Source organism: Aquaspirillum soli (assembly GCF_054781915.1).
Map to the genome: position 1 here is coordinate 19,075 of NZ_BAAGTM010000008.1, position 15,311 is coordinate 34,385.

At 49.4% G+C, this 15,311-nt stretch carries 15 protein-coding genes; 8 read left to right on the top strand and 7 right to left on the bottom strand.

Annotated elements, in window-relative coordinates; genetic code table 11:
- Positions 1-7: 7 nt before the first annotated feature.
- From dnaJ to grpE, 3 genes are all read right to left on the bottom strand, one after another.
- Positions 8-1,141 carry a molecular chaperone DnaJ gene (gene dnaJ / locus ACYVJG_RS08565; RefSeq protein ID WP_460430693.1) on the bottom strand — a complete coding sequence of 378 codons (1,134 nt, stop codon included), beginning with the start codon at positions 1,139-1,141 and terminating at the stop codon, positions 8-10.
- 84 nt (positions 1,142-1,225) lie between these two features.
- Positions 1,226-3,154, bottom strand: a complete 1,929-nt coding sequence (gene dnaK / locus ACYVJG_RS08570; RefSeq protein WP_460430694.1) for a molecular chaperone DnaK — start codon at positions 3,152-3,154, stop codon at positions 1,226-1,228.
- A gap of 128 nt (positions 3,155-3,282) precedes the next feature.
- Positions 3,283-3,834 (bottom strand): nucleotide exchange factor GrpE, encoded by a 552-nt coding sequence (grpE, locus tag ACYVJG_RS08575; RefSeq protein ID WP_460430695.1) that lies wholly within the window; start codon positions 3,832-3,834, stop codon positions 3,283-3,285.
- A gap of 499 nt (positions 3,835-4,333) precedes the next feature.
- Here grpE and aceA point away from each other — a divergent pair, with 499 nt between their 5' ends.
- Both aceA and ACYVJG_RS08585 read left to right on the top strand, forming a co-directional pair.
- Positions 4,334-5,632, top strand: a complete 1,299-nt coding sequence (aceA, locus tag ACYVJG_RS08580) for an isocitrate lyase (protein WP_022654726.1) — start codon at positions 4,334-4,336, stop codon at positions 5,630-5,632.
- Positions 5,633-5,862: 230 nt separating this feature from the next.
- Entirely contained in the window at positions 5,863-7,218 is a 1,356-nt protein-coding gene (locus ACYVJG_RS08585) for an ATP-binding protein (protein WP_460430696.1), read from the top strand.
- A gap of 4 nt (positions 7,219-7,222) precedes the next feature.
- Here the strand turns inward: ACYVJG_RS08585 and ACYVJG_RS08590 are convergent, their stop codons facing one another.
- The 3 genes from ACYVJG_RS08590 to ACYVJG_RS08600 are packed head-to-tail and all read right to left on the bottom strand — an operon-like array spanning position 7,223 to position 8,025.
- Complete coding sequence (locus ACYVJG_RS08590; RefSeq protein WP_460430759.1) at positions 7,223-7,432, bottom strand: PD-(D/E)XK nuclease domain-containing protein; 210 nt, start codon at positions 7,430-7,432, stop codon at positions 7,223-7,225.
- The gene (locus ACYVJG_RS08595) at positions 7,428-7,547 is read right to left on the bottom strand and encodes an AAA family ATPase (RefSeq protein ID WP_460430697.1); all 120 of its coding nucleotides are present in this window, start codon (positions 7,545-7,547) and stop codon (positions 7,428-7,430) included. Before ACYVJG_RS08595 ends, ACYVJG_RS08590 begins: the two co-directional genes overlap by 5 nt.
- Positions 7,501-8,025, bottom strand: coding sequence for a YbaK/EbsC family protein (locus ACYVJG_RS08600; protein ID WP_460430698.1), 525 nt, complete (start codon positions 8,023-8,025; stop codon positions 7,501-7,503). The genes ACYVJG_RS08595 and ACYVJG_RS08600 overlap by 47 nt, the downstream gene beginning before the upstream one ends.
- A 139-nt stretch (positions 8,026-8,164) precedes the next feature.
- Here ACYVJG_RS08600 and mltB point away from each other — a divergent pair, with 139 nt between their 5' ends.
- The 5 genes from mltB to aroA are packed head-to-tail and all read left to right on the top strand — an operon-like array spanning position 8,165 to position 13,388.
- Positions 8,165-9,181 carry a lytic murein transglycosylase B gene (mltB, locus tag ACYVJG_RS08605; protein ID WP_460430699.1) on the top strand — a complete coding sequence of 339 codons (1,017 nt, stop codon included), beginning with the start codon at positions 8,165-8,167 and terminating at the stop codon, positions 9,179-9,181.
- Positions 9,182-9,214: 33 nt separating this feature from the next.
- Positions 9,215-11,083 carry a DNA polymerase III subunit gamma/tau gene (gene dnaX / locus ACYVJG_RS08610; RefSeq protein ID WP_460430700.1) on the top strand — a complete coding sequence of 623 codons (1,869 nt, stop codon included), beginning with the start codon at positions 9,215-9,217 and terminating at the stop codon, positions 11,081-11,083.
- A gap of 31 nt (positions 11,084-11,114) precedes the next feature.
- Positions 11,115-11,441 carry a YbaB/EbfC family nucleoid-associated protein gene (locus ACYVJG_RS08615; protein ID WP_281166795.1) on the top strand — a complete coding sequence of 109 codons (327 nt, stop codon included), beginning with the start codon at positions 11,115-11,117 and terminating at the stop codon, positions 11,439-11,441.
- A 21-nt stretch (positions 11,442-11,462) separates the two neighbouring features.
- Positions 11,463-12,068 (top strand): recombination mediator RecR, encoded by a 606-nt coding sequence (recR, locus tag ACYVJG_RS08620; protein WP_022654658.1) that lies wholly within the window; start codon positions 11,463-11,465, stop codon positions 12,066-12,068.
- Positions 12,069-12,098: 30 nt separating this feature from the next.
- On the top strand, positions 12,099-13,388 hold the full coding sequence (gene aroA / locus ACYVJG_RS08625; protein WP_022654659.1) for a 3-phosphoshikimate 1-carboxyvinyltransferase: 1,290 nt from the start codon (positions 12,099-12,101) through the stop codon (positions 13,386-13,388).
- Positions 13,389-13,442: 54 nt separating this feature from the next.
- Here the strand turns inward: aroA and fliW are convergent, their stop codons facing one another.
- Positions 13,443-13,871: a flagellar assembly protein FliW gene (gene fliW / locus ACYVJG_RS08630; RefSeq protein ID WP_460430701.1), complete on the bottom strand. Its 429-nt coding sequence runs from the start codon at positions 13,869-13,871 to the stop codon at positions 13,443-13,445.
- Between the two features lie 242 nt (positions 13,872-14,113).
- Between fliW and ACYVJG_RS08635 the strand changes: the two genes are divergently transcribed.
- Entirely contained in the window at positions 14,114-15,286 is a 1,173-nt protein-coding gene (locus ACYVJG_RS08635; protein ID WP_460430702.1) for a BaiN/RdsA family NAD(P)/FAD-dependent oxidoreductase, read from the top strand.
- Positions 15,287-15,311 lie beyond the last annotated feature (25 nt).

Below are 15,311 nucleotides of genomic sequence, written 5' to 3' on the forward strand. Positions count from 1 at the left end.
CGTTTAATTACTCAAAGAATTCACGCAATTTATCCATAAATGACTTGGCACGCGGATTGTGTTTCGCACTATCGCCTTGGCTAATCGCTTCAAATTCACGCAATAGCTCTTTTTGCCGCTCGGTTAATTTAACGGGGGTTTCTACTACCACATGGCACATTAAATCACCATAGGTTGTGCCACGAACCGCTTTGATCCCTTTGCCGCGCAAGCGGAACACCTGTGCCGATTGTGTTTCTGGCGGGATTTTGAGCTTGGCAGCACCATCGAGGGTTGGAATTTCAATTTCGCCACCCAACGCTGCTGTGGAAAAGCTGATTGGCATCTCACAATGCAAATCTTGTCCTTCACGCTGGAAAACCGCGTGTGGTTTGATGTGCGCCACCACGTAAAGATCGCCGTGAGGCCCACCATTGACCCCCGGTTCACCTTCACCCGCTAAGCGAATACGATCACCTTCATCAATCCCTGCCGGAATTTTGACGTTCAAGGTTTTGTGTTTTTTCACGCGGCCAGAGCCATGACACGCTGAACAAGGCTCAGGAATCACCTTGCCGGTACCATGACACGTTGGGCAAGTTTGCTGGATCGAGAAAAAGCCCTGCTGCATCCGCACTTGGCCGTGACCACCGCAGGTGGAACAGGTTTGTGCCTGTGTCCCCGGTTTAGCCCCACTGCCGTTGCAGATGTCGCATGTTTCGACAGCCGGAATCCGAATCTGTTTTTCACAGCCTTTGGCTGCTTCTTCCAGCGAAATTTCCATGTTGTAACGCAGGTCTGCACCACGATAGACATTACTGCGTCCACCGCCGCTGCGCCCGCCTCCGCCAAAGATATCACCAAAGATATCAGCAAAGGCATCACCAAAGCCACCAAACCCTGCGCCGCCACCGCCACCAAAGCCACCGGCTTGTGGGTCAACCCCAGCATGGCCATACTGATCATAAGCGGCACGCTTTTGACTGTCAGAGAGAATTTCATAAGCCTCTTTGACTTCTTTAAATTTCTCTTCTGCTTCTTTACTGTCCGGATTGCGGTCCGGATGGTATTTCATCGCCAGTTTGCGATAGGCTTTTTTAATTTCATCATCAGCGGCATCACGGTTGATACCAAGGATGTCGTAAAAGTCTCGTTTGCTCATAGGGGGTGTGGGACGCGAAAGAGTTCAAGAAAAAGGAAGGAACGGCCCGTCATCCGACAAACCGTTCCCTCCCGATGACGCGTCTTACTTGTCTTTTTTCACTTCTTCAAATTCGGCATCAACAACATTGCCATCTTCTTTTTTATCAGCCTTCGCGCCACCTTCGGGCTGAGCCGCACCGGCTTCAGCTTGCGCCTGAGCATACATGATTTCGCCCAGTTTTTGGCTCGCAGTCATCAACGCCTCGGATTTCGCGTCAATTTGTGCCTTATCATCGCTCTTGACAGCTTCTTCAGCTTCTTTGATTGCGCTTTCGATTTTGGCTTTTTCATCGGCACCAATCTTATCGCCGTAATCAGTCAAAGATTTTTTCACCGAGTGGATTAAACCTTCTGCTTGGTTCTTGGCTTGAACCAATTCGGCCAGTTTTTTATCTTCTTCCGCATTCAGCTCCGCATCTTTCACCATGCGTTGGATTTCGTCTTCCGACAAACCAGAGCTGGCTTGAATGGTGATTTTGTTTTCTTTGCCAGTCGCTTTATCTTTAGCCGAGACATGCAAAATACCGTTCGCATCAATATCAAACGTCACTTCAATTTGTGGCATGCCACGTGGTGCAGGTGGAATGTCCGACAGATTAAACTGACCCAATGATTTGTTGGCGGCTGCACGCTCACGCTCACCTTGCAACACATGGATAGTCACTGCGTTTTGGTTGTCATCGGCAGTCGAGAATACTTGCGATGCTTTAGTGGGGATGGTGGTGTTCTTTTGAATCAACTTGGTCATCACACCGCCCAAGGTTTCAATCCCTAACGACAGTGGGGTCACGTCCAACAACAGCACGTCGGTACGATCACCAGACAACACCGAACCTTGAATCGCTGCACCCACGGCAACCGCTTCATCAGGGTTGACGTCTTTACGTGGGGCTTTGCCAAAGAAAGCCTCAACCGCTTCTTGGACTTTTGGCATCCGGCTTTGACCGCCAACCAAAATCACATCGTCAATATCCGATACCGACAAACCGGCATCCTTAATGGCGATTTTACATGGCTCCATCGAACGAGTGATCAGGTCTTCCACCAACGTTTCGAATTTGGCGCGGGTAATTTTCATCGCCAAATGTTTAGGGCCAGTTGCATCCATCGTGATATAGGGCAAGTTGATTTCGGTTTGTTGGGCCGAAGACAACTCAATCTTGGCTTTTTCTGCGGCTTCTTTCAAACGTTGCAAGGCCATCACATCGTTTTTCAGATCCACACCTGCTTCTTTTTTGAATTCATCAACGATGTAATCCATCAAGCGTTGATCGAAATCTTCACCACCCAAGAAGGTGTCACCATTGGTTGCCAACACTTCAAATTGTTTTTCGCCATCGACATCAGCAATTTCGATGATCGACACGTCAAAAGTACCACCGCCCAAGTCATACACGGCAATTTTGCGGTCGCCTTTTTCGGATTTATCCATGCCAAAGGCCAAAGCGGCGGCAGTGGGTTCGTTGATAATCCGCTTCACTTCCAAACCAGCGATACGGCCGGCATCTTTGGTAGCTTGACGTTGGCTATCATTAAAGTACGCCGGCACCGTGATCACGGCTTCGGTCACTTCTTCGCCCAGATAGTCTTCTGCGGTTTTCTTCATTTTACGCAGCACTTCGGCGCTGATTTGTGGCGGAGCCATTTTCTTATCGCGCACCGAGACCCAAGCATCACCGTTGTCAGCTTTCACAATGCTGAAAGGCATCAGATCGATGTCTTTTTGGACTTCTTTTTCTTCAAACTTACGACCAATCAGACGCTTCACCGCATACAAAGTATTTTTTGGGTTGGTCACGGCTTGGCGTTTTGCCGGTGCACCCACCAAAATCTCGCCATCTTCCATATAAGCAATAATGGAAGGGGTTGTACGTGCGCCTTCGGCGTTCTCAATCACTTTTGGCTGACTGTTTTCAATCACTGCCACACAAGAGTTCGTTGTACCGAGGTCAATACCGATAATTTTTGCCATAATTTTTTTGTCCTTACTTTGTTTTTACGGCACCGATCGAAACAAATCGCTGCCGATATGTGAGTGTTAATGCTTGTTCTGCTAAATAGGGATGAGTGTTGCCGTTTCAAGAGAAACTTAATACAGGCTTAAGCACGCCCTTTGGATACCACCACCATAGCGGGACGCAAAACACGATCAACCAAGCGATACCCTTTTTGCATCACATGCACCACCGTATTCGGTTCTGCTTCATGTTCAATCATGCTGATCGCTTGATGTTGGTGAGGATCCAGTTTTTCACCCAATGGATGAATGGCGACTAAATTCACCTTTTCGAATGCACTGTTGAGCTGTTTCAAGGTCATATCGACCCCGACCTTCAGAGTTTCAAACTGACCGGACGTGTCGGATAAAGCCATCTCTAAGCTGTCATGCACCGCCAATAGTTCACTGGCGAAACGGCTAATCGCATATTTGTTGGCCGCTTGCACATCTTCAGCAGCGCGGCGGCGCACGTTTTCCATCTCGGCCCGCGCCCGCAAAAACTGATCGTTTAGCTCGGCAATTTTGGCTTCTAGTTCGGCAATCTGTTGCGCTTGATCATCGTTTGGCTGATTAAAACTCAAAGTCTCACCAGTCGCAGCGGACACTTCATCATTAGCAACAGGAATTGGATCGGGTTGTTCTGCTTGAGTCATAACATACCTTAATGAGTAAGAGGGTTCGATGATATCGATGTGGCGGCGATAGTCGTGGCAACAGTAGGGGTTTTCAAGAGCCTATGACATAAGGTTTAAAAAAATCTGGCTGGATAAATTGTGGAAGACGGGCTGGTTTTTCGTTTTTAACCGTAGAAGTTCGGAAAAACAAGCTAGCAGGTGTGCAAAATGACAGTTTTTATTTTGCATTTTTCACTATTGAACACCCCAAAAAAAACTCAGCATTTTTTTGTTGTGCGGTGCACACAGACGTTTTTTTTTATGCTCTAATCCTCTCCGCAATGCCGTTAAATCGGTCTGCACAGCAACGAATCACCTCGTCTGCTGCGCTGAGGTAAAGGCCAGACTCACTATCAGAGTCTGGCTTACACAGGGGTAATCCAACCCTGTGTTGCGCTCTTGTTTAGTGCAAGAGGCACACGTTAGGGCTTAGGCTCGCTTTAGCAACATTATTTTTTCTACACCTGAGGTTTTACACATGACAACTCGCGAACAACGTATCGCCGCTATTGAAAAAGATTGGGCCGAGAACCCACGCTGGGCCGGTATTAAGCGTGGCTACACTGCTGCTGACGTGGAGCGCCTGCGCGGCTCCTTCCCAGTGGAATACACTTTGGCTCGTCGCGGAGCTGAAAAACTGTGGAACCTGGTACACAACGAACCTTTCATCAACTGCTTGGGCGCATTGACCGGTGGTCAAGCCATGCAACAAGTGAAAGCTGGCATCAAAGCCATTTACCTGTCCGGCTGGCAAGTTGCTGCTGATAACAACAGCTACATGTCCATGTACCCAGACCAATCGCTGTACCCAGTCAACTCGGTGCCTGCAGTGGTTGAGCGCATCAACAACACCTTCAAACGTGCAGACGAAATTCAACACTCCAAAGGCGTTGATGCAGGTCAAGAAGGTTACATCGACTACTTCGCACCTATCGTTGCTGATGCTGAAGCCGGTTTCGGTGGCGTGTTGAATGCCTACGAATTGATGAAGTCCATGATCAAAGCCGGTGCTGCTGGCGTTCACTTCGAAGACCAATTGGCTTCGGTGAAAAAATGTGGTCACATGGGCGGTAAAGTGTTGGTGCCAACACAAGAAGCTGTGCAAAAACTGATCGCTGCTCGTCTGGCTTCCGACGTGTTGGGTGTTCCAACTCTGATCTTGGCTCGTACCGATGCTGAAGCAGCTGACTTGCTGACCTCTGACTACGACGAAAACGACAAACCATTCGTGACCGGTGAGCGCACCGCCGAAGGCTTCTACAAAACCAAAAAAGGTCTGGAACAAGCCATTTCCCGTGGCTTGGCTTATGCACCTTACGCCGACCTCATCTGGTGTGAAACAGGTACCCCAGATCTGGAATTTGCGCGTCAATTCGCAGAAGCAATCCACGCTAAATTCCCAGGCAAACTGTTGGCTTACAACTGCTCGCCTTCCTTCAACTGGAAGAAAAACTTGGACGATGCCACCATCGCCAAATTCCAGCGCGAACTGGGCGCAATGGGCTACAAATATCAGTTCATCACTTTGGCTGGTATTCACTCCATGTGGTACAACATGTTCGACTTGGCACAAGACTACGCACAACGTGGTATGTCTGCCTACGTCGAGAAGGTGCAAGAGCCAGAATTCGCCGCTCGCGATCGTGGCTACACCTTCGTGTCGCACCAACAGGAAGTCGGCACAGGTTACTTCGACGATGTGACCACTGTGATCCAAGGCGGCCAATCCAGCGTGACCGCGCTGACCGGTTCGACCGAAGAAGAGCAATTCCACTAATCCCAACGCCGGTCTGAACCGGTGAATTAAGTGGGATGGACAGAAAACACCCCCGCCTAGTAATAGGTGGGGGTTGTTCTTTTTTTGGGCTTAGAAGATTAACCATACCCACAGTGTTTTGTTGTGGTGGTCATGATAAGGACTGATCCAAGCTCAAGGAGAAAATAACACTTTTATGCGCATAAAAGTGCGGATATAAACTTTTTTATGCGCATAATAATGCAGAGTAAGTGCTAGCATTGGCGGTTGAACAATTTGCTACACAGGCCAAAATGATGAAACGTACCTTACTTAGCACACTCATCGCATGGAAAAATCAACCGATCCGCAAACCCCTATTGATAGACGGGGCAAGACAGACGGGTAAAACATTCTTGTTACAAGAATTGTTTGGCAATACGTTTGCTAACGTTCTTCGTCTCGATTTTCTGGAAAATCCTGCTTACAAAGAAGCATTTGCTGGTTCGCTGACCCCTGATGATTTGTTGATGAATATTGAACTCATCACCAACCAGAGATTTCACCCAGAAACAGATCTATTGATCTTAGATGAAATTGGTGAGTGTGAACGGGCAGTGACCTCACTCAAATACTTTGCTGAAAAAGCACCGTCTTACTTTGTAGCAGCCAGTGGCTCAAATATTGGTTTGTTAAATAGCTTCCCTGTTGGAAAAGTCGAGCAATACAACTTGCGTCCACTCACCTTTCAGGAGTTTATTTATGCTTCAGAAGAATCAGCCCTGATCAAAGCATTTGATAGCCAAGCGAGCACCCCTGCGGCACATAACAAATTGATGGATAAACTCACAGACTACTTTTTTACCGGTGGGATGCCTGAAGCGGTTGCAGCTTGGTATCAATATAAAGAATCGAGCATTTTAGAACGTGTCGATAAGGTCTCTAAAATTCATGCTGATTTAGTTGCAGGTTATCGCCGCGATTTTGGTAAGTACGCGGGGAAGGTCGATGTAACACTGATCGAATCAGTATTCAATAGCATTCCTACACAGCTCTCCCTAGTTGTCGATGAGTCAGTGAAACGTTTTAAATTTAAAAACGTCCATGAGCGTAAATCTCGTTATAGCGATTTTGAAACAGCCATCCACTGGTTAAAGTGCTGTCGCTTAGCTTTGGCAAACTATCCGATTGAAGGTCAACCCAAAGCCCCTCTTGCAGCCTACAAGAAAGAGAATATGGTAAAGCTGTTCTTATTTGATATCGGCTTACTCAACCATATGCTGGGCAGCAGTTATAAAGAAATCAAACAGCAACACTATGAGTACAAAGGTTATATTGCCGAAAACTTTGTGCAACAGGAGCTCACCGCCATGGGTATCGACCCAAGTTATTCTTGGAACGATGCACGGGCAGAAATTGAGTTTCTCCTTACTATGAATGATGGCGATATTGTCCCTGTAGAAGTCAAAAGCGGTAAACGGACACGCGCCAAATCGCTGGCTTCCTACATAGAAAAATGCAAGCCGAGCAAAACATTTAAGTTGACTGGTACACAAGGCTCACCTGCACTAGAGCAAATCAACATCGTCATGCCTTTGTATTTCACACAGTATTTACCTTTGGATTGAGAGATCAACCTAGCTGATAATCGCAAGCCACCACATTCCGCTGTTCACGGCTAAACTCAATCCCGATTAAGTGAATCGGCTCACCTCGGCTGCGGTATTTCTCGGCATAGCCTCGGTCTTGCAGTTGTTGTGAGGCTTTGCCTTGTGGTGTCGCTTCGACAACTTTGAATTCAAACAAATAGACTTGTTGGTTAAACAACACCGCCATGTCAATGCGGCCTTGTCACCAGTTGGTAAGCCATCGGGGTTTTGTCGATGTAGTAATGGTTGTCTTCGCGAATTTTAGCGAAGGTTTGGATCCCGATTGGCAGTTTCTTGTGCGGTAACATGATGTTCCTCAGACTTAGCTTTACAGACGTCGATCCATTTTGCCGCATGAACAATTGTGGCTAATTCATCTGGGGTGAGTTGAATCGCTGATTGGGCACTGCCACAAGCAGGGTAAACAAACTCATAGTCTTGCAACGAATCATCAAGATAGATGGTTACGCCCTCGTTGACACCAAACGGACACACCCCACCCACTTGATGTCCGATCAATGCTTCCACCTGTTCGGGCGCTAACATCACCGGCTTAGTGCCAAAAGTTTGCTTAAATTTGCGGTTATCGATTCTTTTATCGCCACTGGCTACGACCAAAATGGGTTTACCGTTGACCATAAACGACAGTGTTTTCGCAATATGTGCAGGATCTGTGTTTAACGCCTTGGCAGCCAATTCAACTGTTGCACTGGACACAGAAAATTCCAAAATATCTTGGTCACGCTGCCAATTTTTCAGATAGGCACGGGCGCTTTCTAGACTCATTTTGTTCTCCAACAAAATAAAACATCATACGATTTTCTGCGCTAAATCCCAATCACAGCGGCTTTTAGCGGGAAAGTGCATAGCACTTCCTGTTCTTTGCAGGTACTATGTTTTTTTTCTTTGTATTTAAGGGTTTGACATGCAACGCTTGGCATTTCTCTCCGCCTGCTTATTTTCTGTGTTCACCGCCACTGCCCAAGCAGATGAAGCGCTGTTGATGCGTCCAGAAGTGCAGGCTTTTATGGAACAAACCAGCCGAGAAAGAGGCGTGCCCCGCGATGTCATTGAAGCGACCCTTCGCGCTGTGAATACCAAACCCTCGATTTTGAAAATTATGGATCGGCCATCGACGTCTCGGCCGTGGTATCAATTTCGGCCAAATTTTCTCAACACCGCTTTGATTGATGGCGGTGTCGCGTTTTGGGCAAAACACGCCAAAACATTGCAAGCCGTCGAACAACACTATGGCGTACCGGCAGAGATTATTGTCGCTATTTTAGGCGTCGAAACCCGTTATGGTCGTTTGAGTGGCAATTTTCGTGTCGTGGATGCCCTCAGCACCTTGGCCTTTGATTACCCACGCCGCGCCAGCTATTTCCACAGTGAATTGGCCGAATTTTTTCATTTAACCTTAGAAGAAAACGCCGACCCACTGTCCTTTGTTGGCTCCTACGCAGGAGCAATGGGGATGCCACAGTTTATGCCTTCAAGCTTCCGCAAGTGGGCAGTGGATTTTGATGGAGACGGTCACCGTAATATCTGGGCCAGCCCAGCCGATGCTATCGCCTCGGTTGCCAATTATTTGCAGAAACATGGTTGGCAAAAAGGCGCGGATGTTGTGTTGCCGGTAGATGCCTCAGAAGTGAAAGAACGTGAGCGTCTGGTGGCAGATAAATTTAATTTGCACTACAGCATTGCAGAACTCAAACAGCGTGGTTTAAAAACCCTCGGCGGGGAAGGCAATGATCGGGCTAAAGCGGTGTTATTCCCATTAGAAACCGCCGCAGGGGTCACCGAATACTGGATTGGTTTACAGAACTTCTACACCATCACCCGCTATAACAAGAGCACACTCTATGCGATGGCAGTGCATCAACTGGCAGAAGAAATCCATGATAAACGCCTCGCTGCCTTAGCTGCGGCTGCAAGCCAATAACGGGTCTGCTGCAATCTGCTAGAATCGGCCCCTATGAGCTATCAAGTCCTTGCCCGTAAGTGGCGCCCTAAACGTTTTGCTGACTTAGTCGGACAAGAGCATGTTGTCCGTGCCCTTGGCAATGCTTTAAATCAACAACGGCTACATCATGCTTATCTGTTAACCGGCACCCGTGGTGTTGGTAAAACGACCATTGCGCGTATTTTGGCCAAAAGCCTGAATTGTGAGCAGGGTGTCGGTGCAGAACCCTGTGGTGAATGCAGCGCGTGTGTACAAATCGACAGTGGCCGCTTCGTTGATTTATTAGAAATTGATGCGGCCAGTAATACCGGCATCGACAACATCCGTGAAGTGATTGAAAACGCCCAATATGCGCCCACAGCCGGACGTTATAAGGTGTATATCATCGATGAAGTTCACATGCTGTCGAAATCGGCTTTCAATGCCATGCTAAAAACATTGGAAGAGCCTCCCGCACATGTGAAATTTATCCTTGCCACCACCGACCCGCAAAAAGTGCCGGTGACGGTATTGTCACGCTGTTTGCAGTTTTCCTTACGCAATATGACTGCACCACAAATTGCCAGCCACCTTAGCCATGTGTTGGAGGTGGAAGGGGTCAGCTATGACACACCCGCTTTGGTGCTGTTAGCGCGAGCCGCCGCAGGTTCGATGCGTGATGCGCTGTCGCTATTGGATCAAGCCATCGCGTATGGTTTGGGTGCCGTCGAGGAACAAGGTGTGCGGGCGATGTTGGGGGCGGTGGATCGACGACATTTATTTGCCTTGCTCGCTCACCTTGCCGCCGATGATGGCAGTGCATTGTTGGCCGAAGCCGAACAACTGGCCGCACAGGGCAGCAGTTTAGACACTGCGCTGAGTGAACTGGCCGTGGTATTACAACAAATTGCCCTAGCACAAACCGTCCCAACGGCCATTGACAACGACGAGCCTGAACGAGACAGTTTGTTTGCCCTTGCCGAGTTAATTCCAGCAGAAGATGTGCAACTCTATTACCAAATCGTGTTGTTAGGTCGGCGTGACTTGCCGCTGGCACCAGACGATTATGCTGGTTTTACCATGACCCTGTTGCGCTTATTGGCGTTTCATCCCAGCCAACGCGCCCGCCATCTTACGCAGGCTGCCAGCACGTCACATTCGCCCACTGTGACAACAAGCGCCAGCAAACCAACCGCAACGTCAACCCTGTCGCAGTCTGTCGCAACGAGCGCCACCGGCCCAGCGGCGGCCCGCGCCATAATTGATAAAATCCGCAATAACAAACAAGGCAAAAGCCCTGCCGTTACCGCGTCGGTGCCAACGGTAAACGAACCACCACGCGCAACACCAGCGGCACCGCCCACACCAATTGCACCAGCGGTAACAATCGCGCCCCCCGTGCAACAAACACCACCCCCTGTTTCACCTCCTTGGGAAGATTCACCGTCACCCGTGGTAGAAGTGGCAATGACAACAAACACCACTGCGCCCCCCACTGCCAGCTGGCAAGGGGATTGGTATCAATTAGTGCAAGCGGTTCGGCCACAGCTTGGCGCCGGACAAGTGGTGTTGCAACATGCTGAGTATTTGGGGCATCAAGGCGACGTATTCCGCTTGCGGATTCCCGAGGGACAACGTCGCTTAGTACAACAGTATCAAGAGAAATTGACCCAAATCATGCAGGATTATCTGGGTCACCCCGTACGATTAGCCATTGAATTTGGCACCATTGAAGGCGAAACCCATTTCAGCCAACAAGAACGCCTACGCCGTGAACAGTTGGAACAAGCACGGCAGGAGTTTGCCCAAGACGAGGTCGTTCAACAGTTGGTGAACACCTTGGATGCAGTGATTATTGAAGACTCAATTCGAGTTCTCACCCCACCACCGGCGCAAGCATAATGCGCCCTCTCTGTGATTGATTAAGGAGTGTTTGATGTTAAAAGGCGGCATCGCGGGTCTGATGAAACAGGCCCAGCAAATGCAGGAAAACATGAAAAAAGCCCAAGAGGAATTGGCCAAAATCGAAGTTGAAGGTCAATCTGGGGCTGGCATGGTCAAAATTGTGATGGCGTGTAACCACGACATCAGACGCGTGACCATCGACCCTGCTGTGATGGATGATAAAGAGATGTTAGAAGACTTGATTGCAGCGGCAGTCAACGATGCCAATCGTCGTGCCGAGACCACATCGCAAGAGAGAATGGCAGGCTTTACAGCGGGTTTGAATCTGCCTCCCGGCTTCAAAATGCCTTTCTAATGATCCACAAGTGACCAACCAATGAACACGCCAATGTCTTTGGCGCAGCTGGTGTCTGCGCTGCGGGTGTTACCGGGGGTGGGGCCAAAATCTGCACTACGCATGGCCTATCACCTGCTGCAACACGACCGCAGCGGTGCGGCACAACTGGCACACGCGTTACAACATGCGCTCGATCATTTGGGCCATTGCCAACGTTGCCATACTTTTAGCGAAAGCCCGTTGTGTGATATCTGTCTGGATACCAGCCGCGACCCACAGCGTTTATGTATCGTGGAAATGCCGGTTGATTTGTTGCGTCTAGAAGAAAGCCGTTGTTTCAACGGCTTCTATTTTGTCTTGATGGGACGGCTTTCACCATTAGATGGCATTGGCCCACAAGAGCTTCAACTCGACCGCTTACAACAACGCGCTTTAGATGGTGTGGTTCAAGAAGTCATATTGGCGACTAATTACACTGCCGAGGGAGAGGCCACGGCTCATGTCATCAGCGAAATGCTGCGAGGACATGGTTTAACGGTCTCGCGTATTGCACGTGGCATGCCGGTCGGCGGTGAGCTGGAATTCACCGATCCGGGCACACTGGCACAAGCTTTTTACGAGCGTCGACACCTCGCCTCGTCTTAATTCTTTTTATTTTTGGACGCGAAATTTCCCATGCTCACTCTAAAACTGCAACATCAGCCACGGGCGCGTGGTGCTTTAGATTTACCGGGCTCAAAAAGTATTTCTAACCGCACCCTCTTATTGGCCGCGTTGGCAGAAGGGGAAACGCTGATTCATGGTCTGCTCGATTCAGATGACACACGGCGAATGCTTGATGCACTCACTGCGCTTGGTGTTGAAGTCGAAGAACAACCGATTGCCGGAGATTATCGGGTAAAAGGGGCAGGGGGAGCATTTCCGGTCAAAGATGCCAAACTTTTTTTAGGCAATGCCGGCACCGCCTTTCGCCCACTCACCGCTGCCTTGGCGTTGATGGGCGGACAGTATCACCTGTCTGGCGTGCCACGGATGCACGAAAGGCCAATTGGTGATTTGGTTGAAGCCCTCCACACTTTGGGGGCAAAAATTGAATACCTCGGCAACAGCGGTTTTCCTCCGCTGTTGATTGAACCGGCCACCATCACCGCCGGCGGTGTCGTAAAAGTACGCGGCGATGTCTCGAGTCAGTTTTTGACTGCACTGTTAATGGCGCTGCCCCTAGCCCAACAAGCGACCCGAGTGGAAGTGATCGGCGAGCTGATTTCTAAACCGTATATTGATATCACCCTACGTTTGATGTCGAAATTTGGGGTCGAAGTCGCCCGTGAAGGCTGGCAAGCCTTTACCGTGCCGGCGCAAGCCTATCGCAGCCCAACAGAAATTTATGTTGAAGGCGATGCCAGTTCAGCCAGTTATTTCCTCGCCGCAGGGTTATTAGGGGGTGGGCCGGTGCGTGTACAAGGCGTGGGGGCCCATTCGATTCAGGGGGATGTACGTTTTGCTGAAGCGTTGGCCGAGATGGGTGCAGTGATTCGCATGGGAGAACATTGGATTGAGGCAGAAGCACCCGCAGATGGCAAGGTCAAAGCCATTACCCTCGATTGCAATCATATTCCTGATGCGGCCATGACCTTAGCTGCGTGTGCATTATTTGCCGAGGGCGTCACCACCCTAACCAATATTGCCAGTTGGCGCGTCAAGGAAACCGACCGCATTGCAGCGATGGCAGCAGAATTACGCAAAGTCGGCGCACAAGTAGAAGAAGGGGAAGACTATATCCGTATCACGCCACCGCAAGTTTTCTTGCCAGATGCAGAAATTGATACGTATGACGACCATCGAATGGCCATGTGTCTGTCCTTAGTCAGCTTTGCCACCTCGGTCATTATTCGCGACCCTGATTGTGTGGCAAAAACCTTCCCACGCTATTTCGAAGCATTGGAAGCCATTCAAGCCCCTTAACAAAAAAACGCTCTGCTGACTGGCAGAGCGTTTTTGGTATCGCAGAGCAGGGGATTAGCTACGGAACACGATGTCGCAGTTCAAGCCTACTTTTTGCAAACCAATGCGAGTTTCCAAGTTAATCACCAATGGGCTGCGTAAGTTTGCACGCAACTTGCCCATTGGGTCGGTTTGTTCTTGACCATCTTTGTAAACAATCACCAACACTGCTGCATCGTCAGCGGCTTTGAGCTGCAAAGCGTCAATTTCGGCAGGGGTCAGTTCAATTTCATAACGGACAGCCACTTCTTGGGCATCCACTACGCTGAACAGAATGTCTGCATCATCCAGCGACTGCATCCAGAAGACACGAGGGCTGTCGTTTTCTTCATGGAACAGCTTAAAGCGTGTGCAGCCCTCTAACCCTGGCAAACCAGCAGGGAAGTGTAATACAGTGTTTTCGTCAACTTCGACAGGGCCAAGCAAGCTAGATTGAAACAGCATCGGTCTCTCCTTGAAATGTAGGTGCAGATTCTGCACAGCGCTTATTCTGACACGATATTAACCTAGCTTGATAACAATTCTGTGACCCATTTGCCTTGTATCAGATGCAGTGATGCTAATTTGCTCAAACCACAGCATTTTATTGTGCCTTATCCGGATGAAATAAGACTCATAGAATAGCCAACACAAACAACAGCATCACGCTATGCCAAACAACCCCTAGCAGTACGAAAGCAAAGTTCATGAATGTATTTGATGTCATCATTATCGGTGCCGGTGCCGCCGGTTTAATTTGTGCAGCAACCGCCGGTGCACGCGGTCGGCGTGTCTTGTTGTTAGACCACAATACAAAATTGGCAGAAAAAATCCGCATCTCGGGCGGTGGTCGTTGCAACTTTACCAACCTCGACATTCACCCCGACCGTTTTATTTCGGACAATCCGCACTTCTGTCGCTCAGCATTGGCACAGTTTAGCCAATGGGATTTTTTAGCGTATCTCAAGGAACATCGTATCCCGTGGCATGAAAAAACCCTTGGCCAGTTATTTTGTGACCACAGTAGCCAAGACATTATTGATATGCTGCACCAACGCTGCCAAGCCGCTGGGGTGGTGATGCAACTGGGTGTGTCGGTCCAAGATGTCAGCCGCAGCGATGTGTTTCAGCTCAACACCTCACAAGGACGCTTTCAAGCAGCGTCACTGGTGATTGCCACAGGGGGCTTATCTATCCCACAAATTGGCGCCAGCCCATTCGGCTATCGTCTGGCTGAACAATTTGGCTTGGCGGTGACCGAACTCGCGCCTGCCTTGGTTCCTTTAACATTGCATCGCGAAGATTGTGAACAATTTGCGCCGCTGTCTGGGATTGCGCTGTCGATGTCGGCACAAGCCGAACACGGCCCAGCTTTTCGTGAAGCAGGGTTGTTGACCCATAAAGGGCTCTCTGGTCCTGCGATTTTGCAAATTTCCAGCTATTGGCGTGCAGGCGAAAGGGTGACGTTGGATTTAATGCCAGATCAGACTATCACCGACTTTATCGATGCAGCCGAGCGACGTGACAAAACCTTGCTCAATCGTTTGGCAGAGTATTGGCCACGCCGGTTTGCCGAAGCGTGGTTACAACGGTTGGGCATTGATGGCAACAGTCGCCAACTCAGCAAAAAACACTTGGCACAGCTTGAACAAGCAGCCCATCAATTTCAATTACGCCCCAACGGTACGCAAGGTTACAAAAAAGCCGAGGTGACACGCGGTGGTGTCTCCACCCGAGAATTGAGCTCGAAAACCCTGATGGCACAACGGGTGCCGGGATTATTTTTCATTGGCGAAGTGGTGGATGTGACTGGCTGGTTGGGGGGATATAACTTTCAATGGGCGTGGTCGAGTGGCGTCGTGGCAGGGCGAAACTGCTAAACTACGCAGCCACTCGTTATTGTGA

What these genes read in the sequence shown, in the direction of transcription:
- dnaJ (WP_460430693.1), bottom strand. Translation starts at nt 1,141, where the DNA reads ATGAGCAAACGAGACTTTTACGACATCCTTGGTATCAACCGTGATGCC.
- dnaK (WP_460430694.1), bottom strand. Translation starts at nt 3,154, where the DNA reads ATGGCAAAAATTATCGGTATTGACCTCGGTACAACGAACTCTTGTGTG.
- grpE (WP_460430695.1), bottom strand. Translation starts at nt 3,834, where the DNA reads ATGACTCAAGCAGAACAACCCGATCCAATTCCTGTTGCTAATGATGAA.
- aceA (WP_022654726.1), top strand. Translation starts at nt 4,334, where the DNA reads ATGACAACTCGCGAACAACGTATCGCCGCTATTGAAAAAGATTGGGCC.
- ACYVJG_RS08595 (WP_460430697.1), bottom strand. Translation starts at nt 7,547, where the DNA reads ATGTTACCGCACAAGAAACTGCCAATCGGGATCCAAACCTTCGCTAAA.
- ACYVJG_RS08600 (WP_460430698.1), bottom strand. Translation starts at nt 8,025, where the DNA reads ATGAGTCTAGAAAGCGCCCGTGCCTATCTGAAAAATTGGCAGCGTGAC.
- mltB (WP_460430699.1), top strand. Translation starts at nt 8,165, where the DNA reads ATGCAACGCTTGGCATTTCTCTCCGCCTGCTTATTTTCTGTGTTCACC.
- dnaX (WP_460430700.1), top strand. Translation starts at nt 9,215, where the DNA reads ATGAGCTATCAAGTCCTTGCCCGTAAGTGGCGCCCTAAACGTTTTGCT.
- recR (WP_022654658.1), top strand. Translation starts at nt 11,463, where the DNA reads ATGAACACGCCAATGTCTTTGGCGCAGCTGGTGTCTGCGCTGCGGGTG.
- aroA (WP_022654659.1), top strand. Translation starts at nt 12,099, where the DNA reads ATGCTCACTCTAAAACTGCAACATCAGCCACGGGCGCGTGGTGCTTTA.
- fliW (WP_460430701.1), bottom strand. Translation starts at nt 13,871, where the DNA reads ATGCTGTTTCAATCTAGCTTGCTTGGCCCTGTCGAAGTTGACGAAAAC.
- ACYVJG_RS08635 (WP_460430702.1), top strand. Translation starts at nt 14,114, where the DNA reads ATGAATGTATTTGATGTCATCATTATCGGTGCCGGTGCCGCCGGTTTA.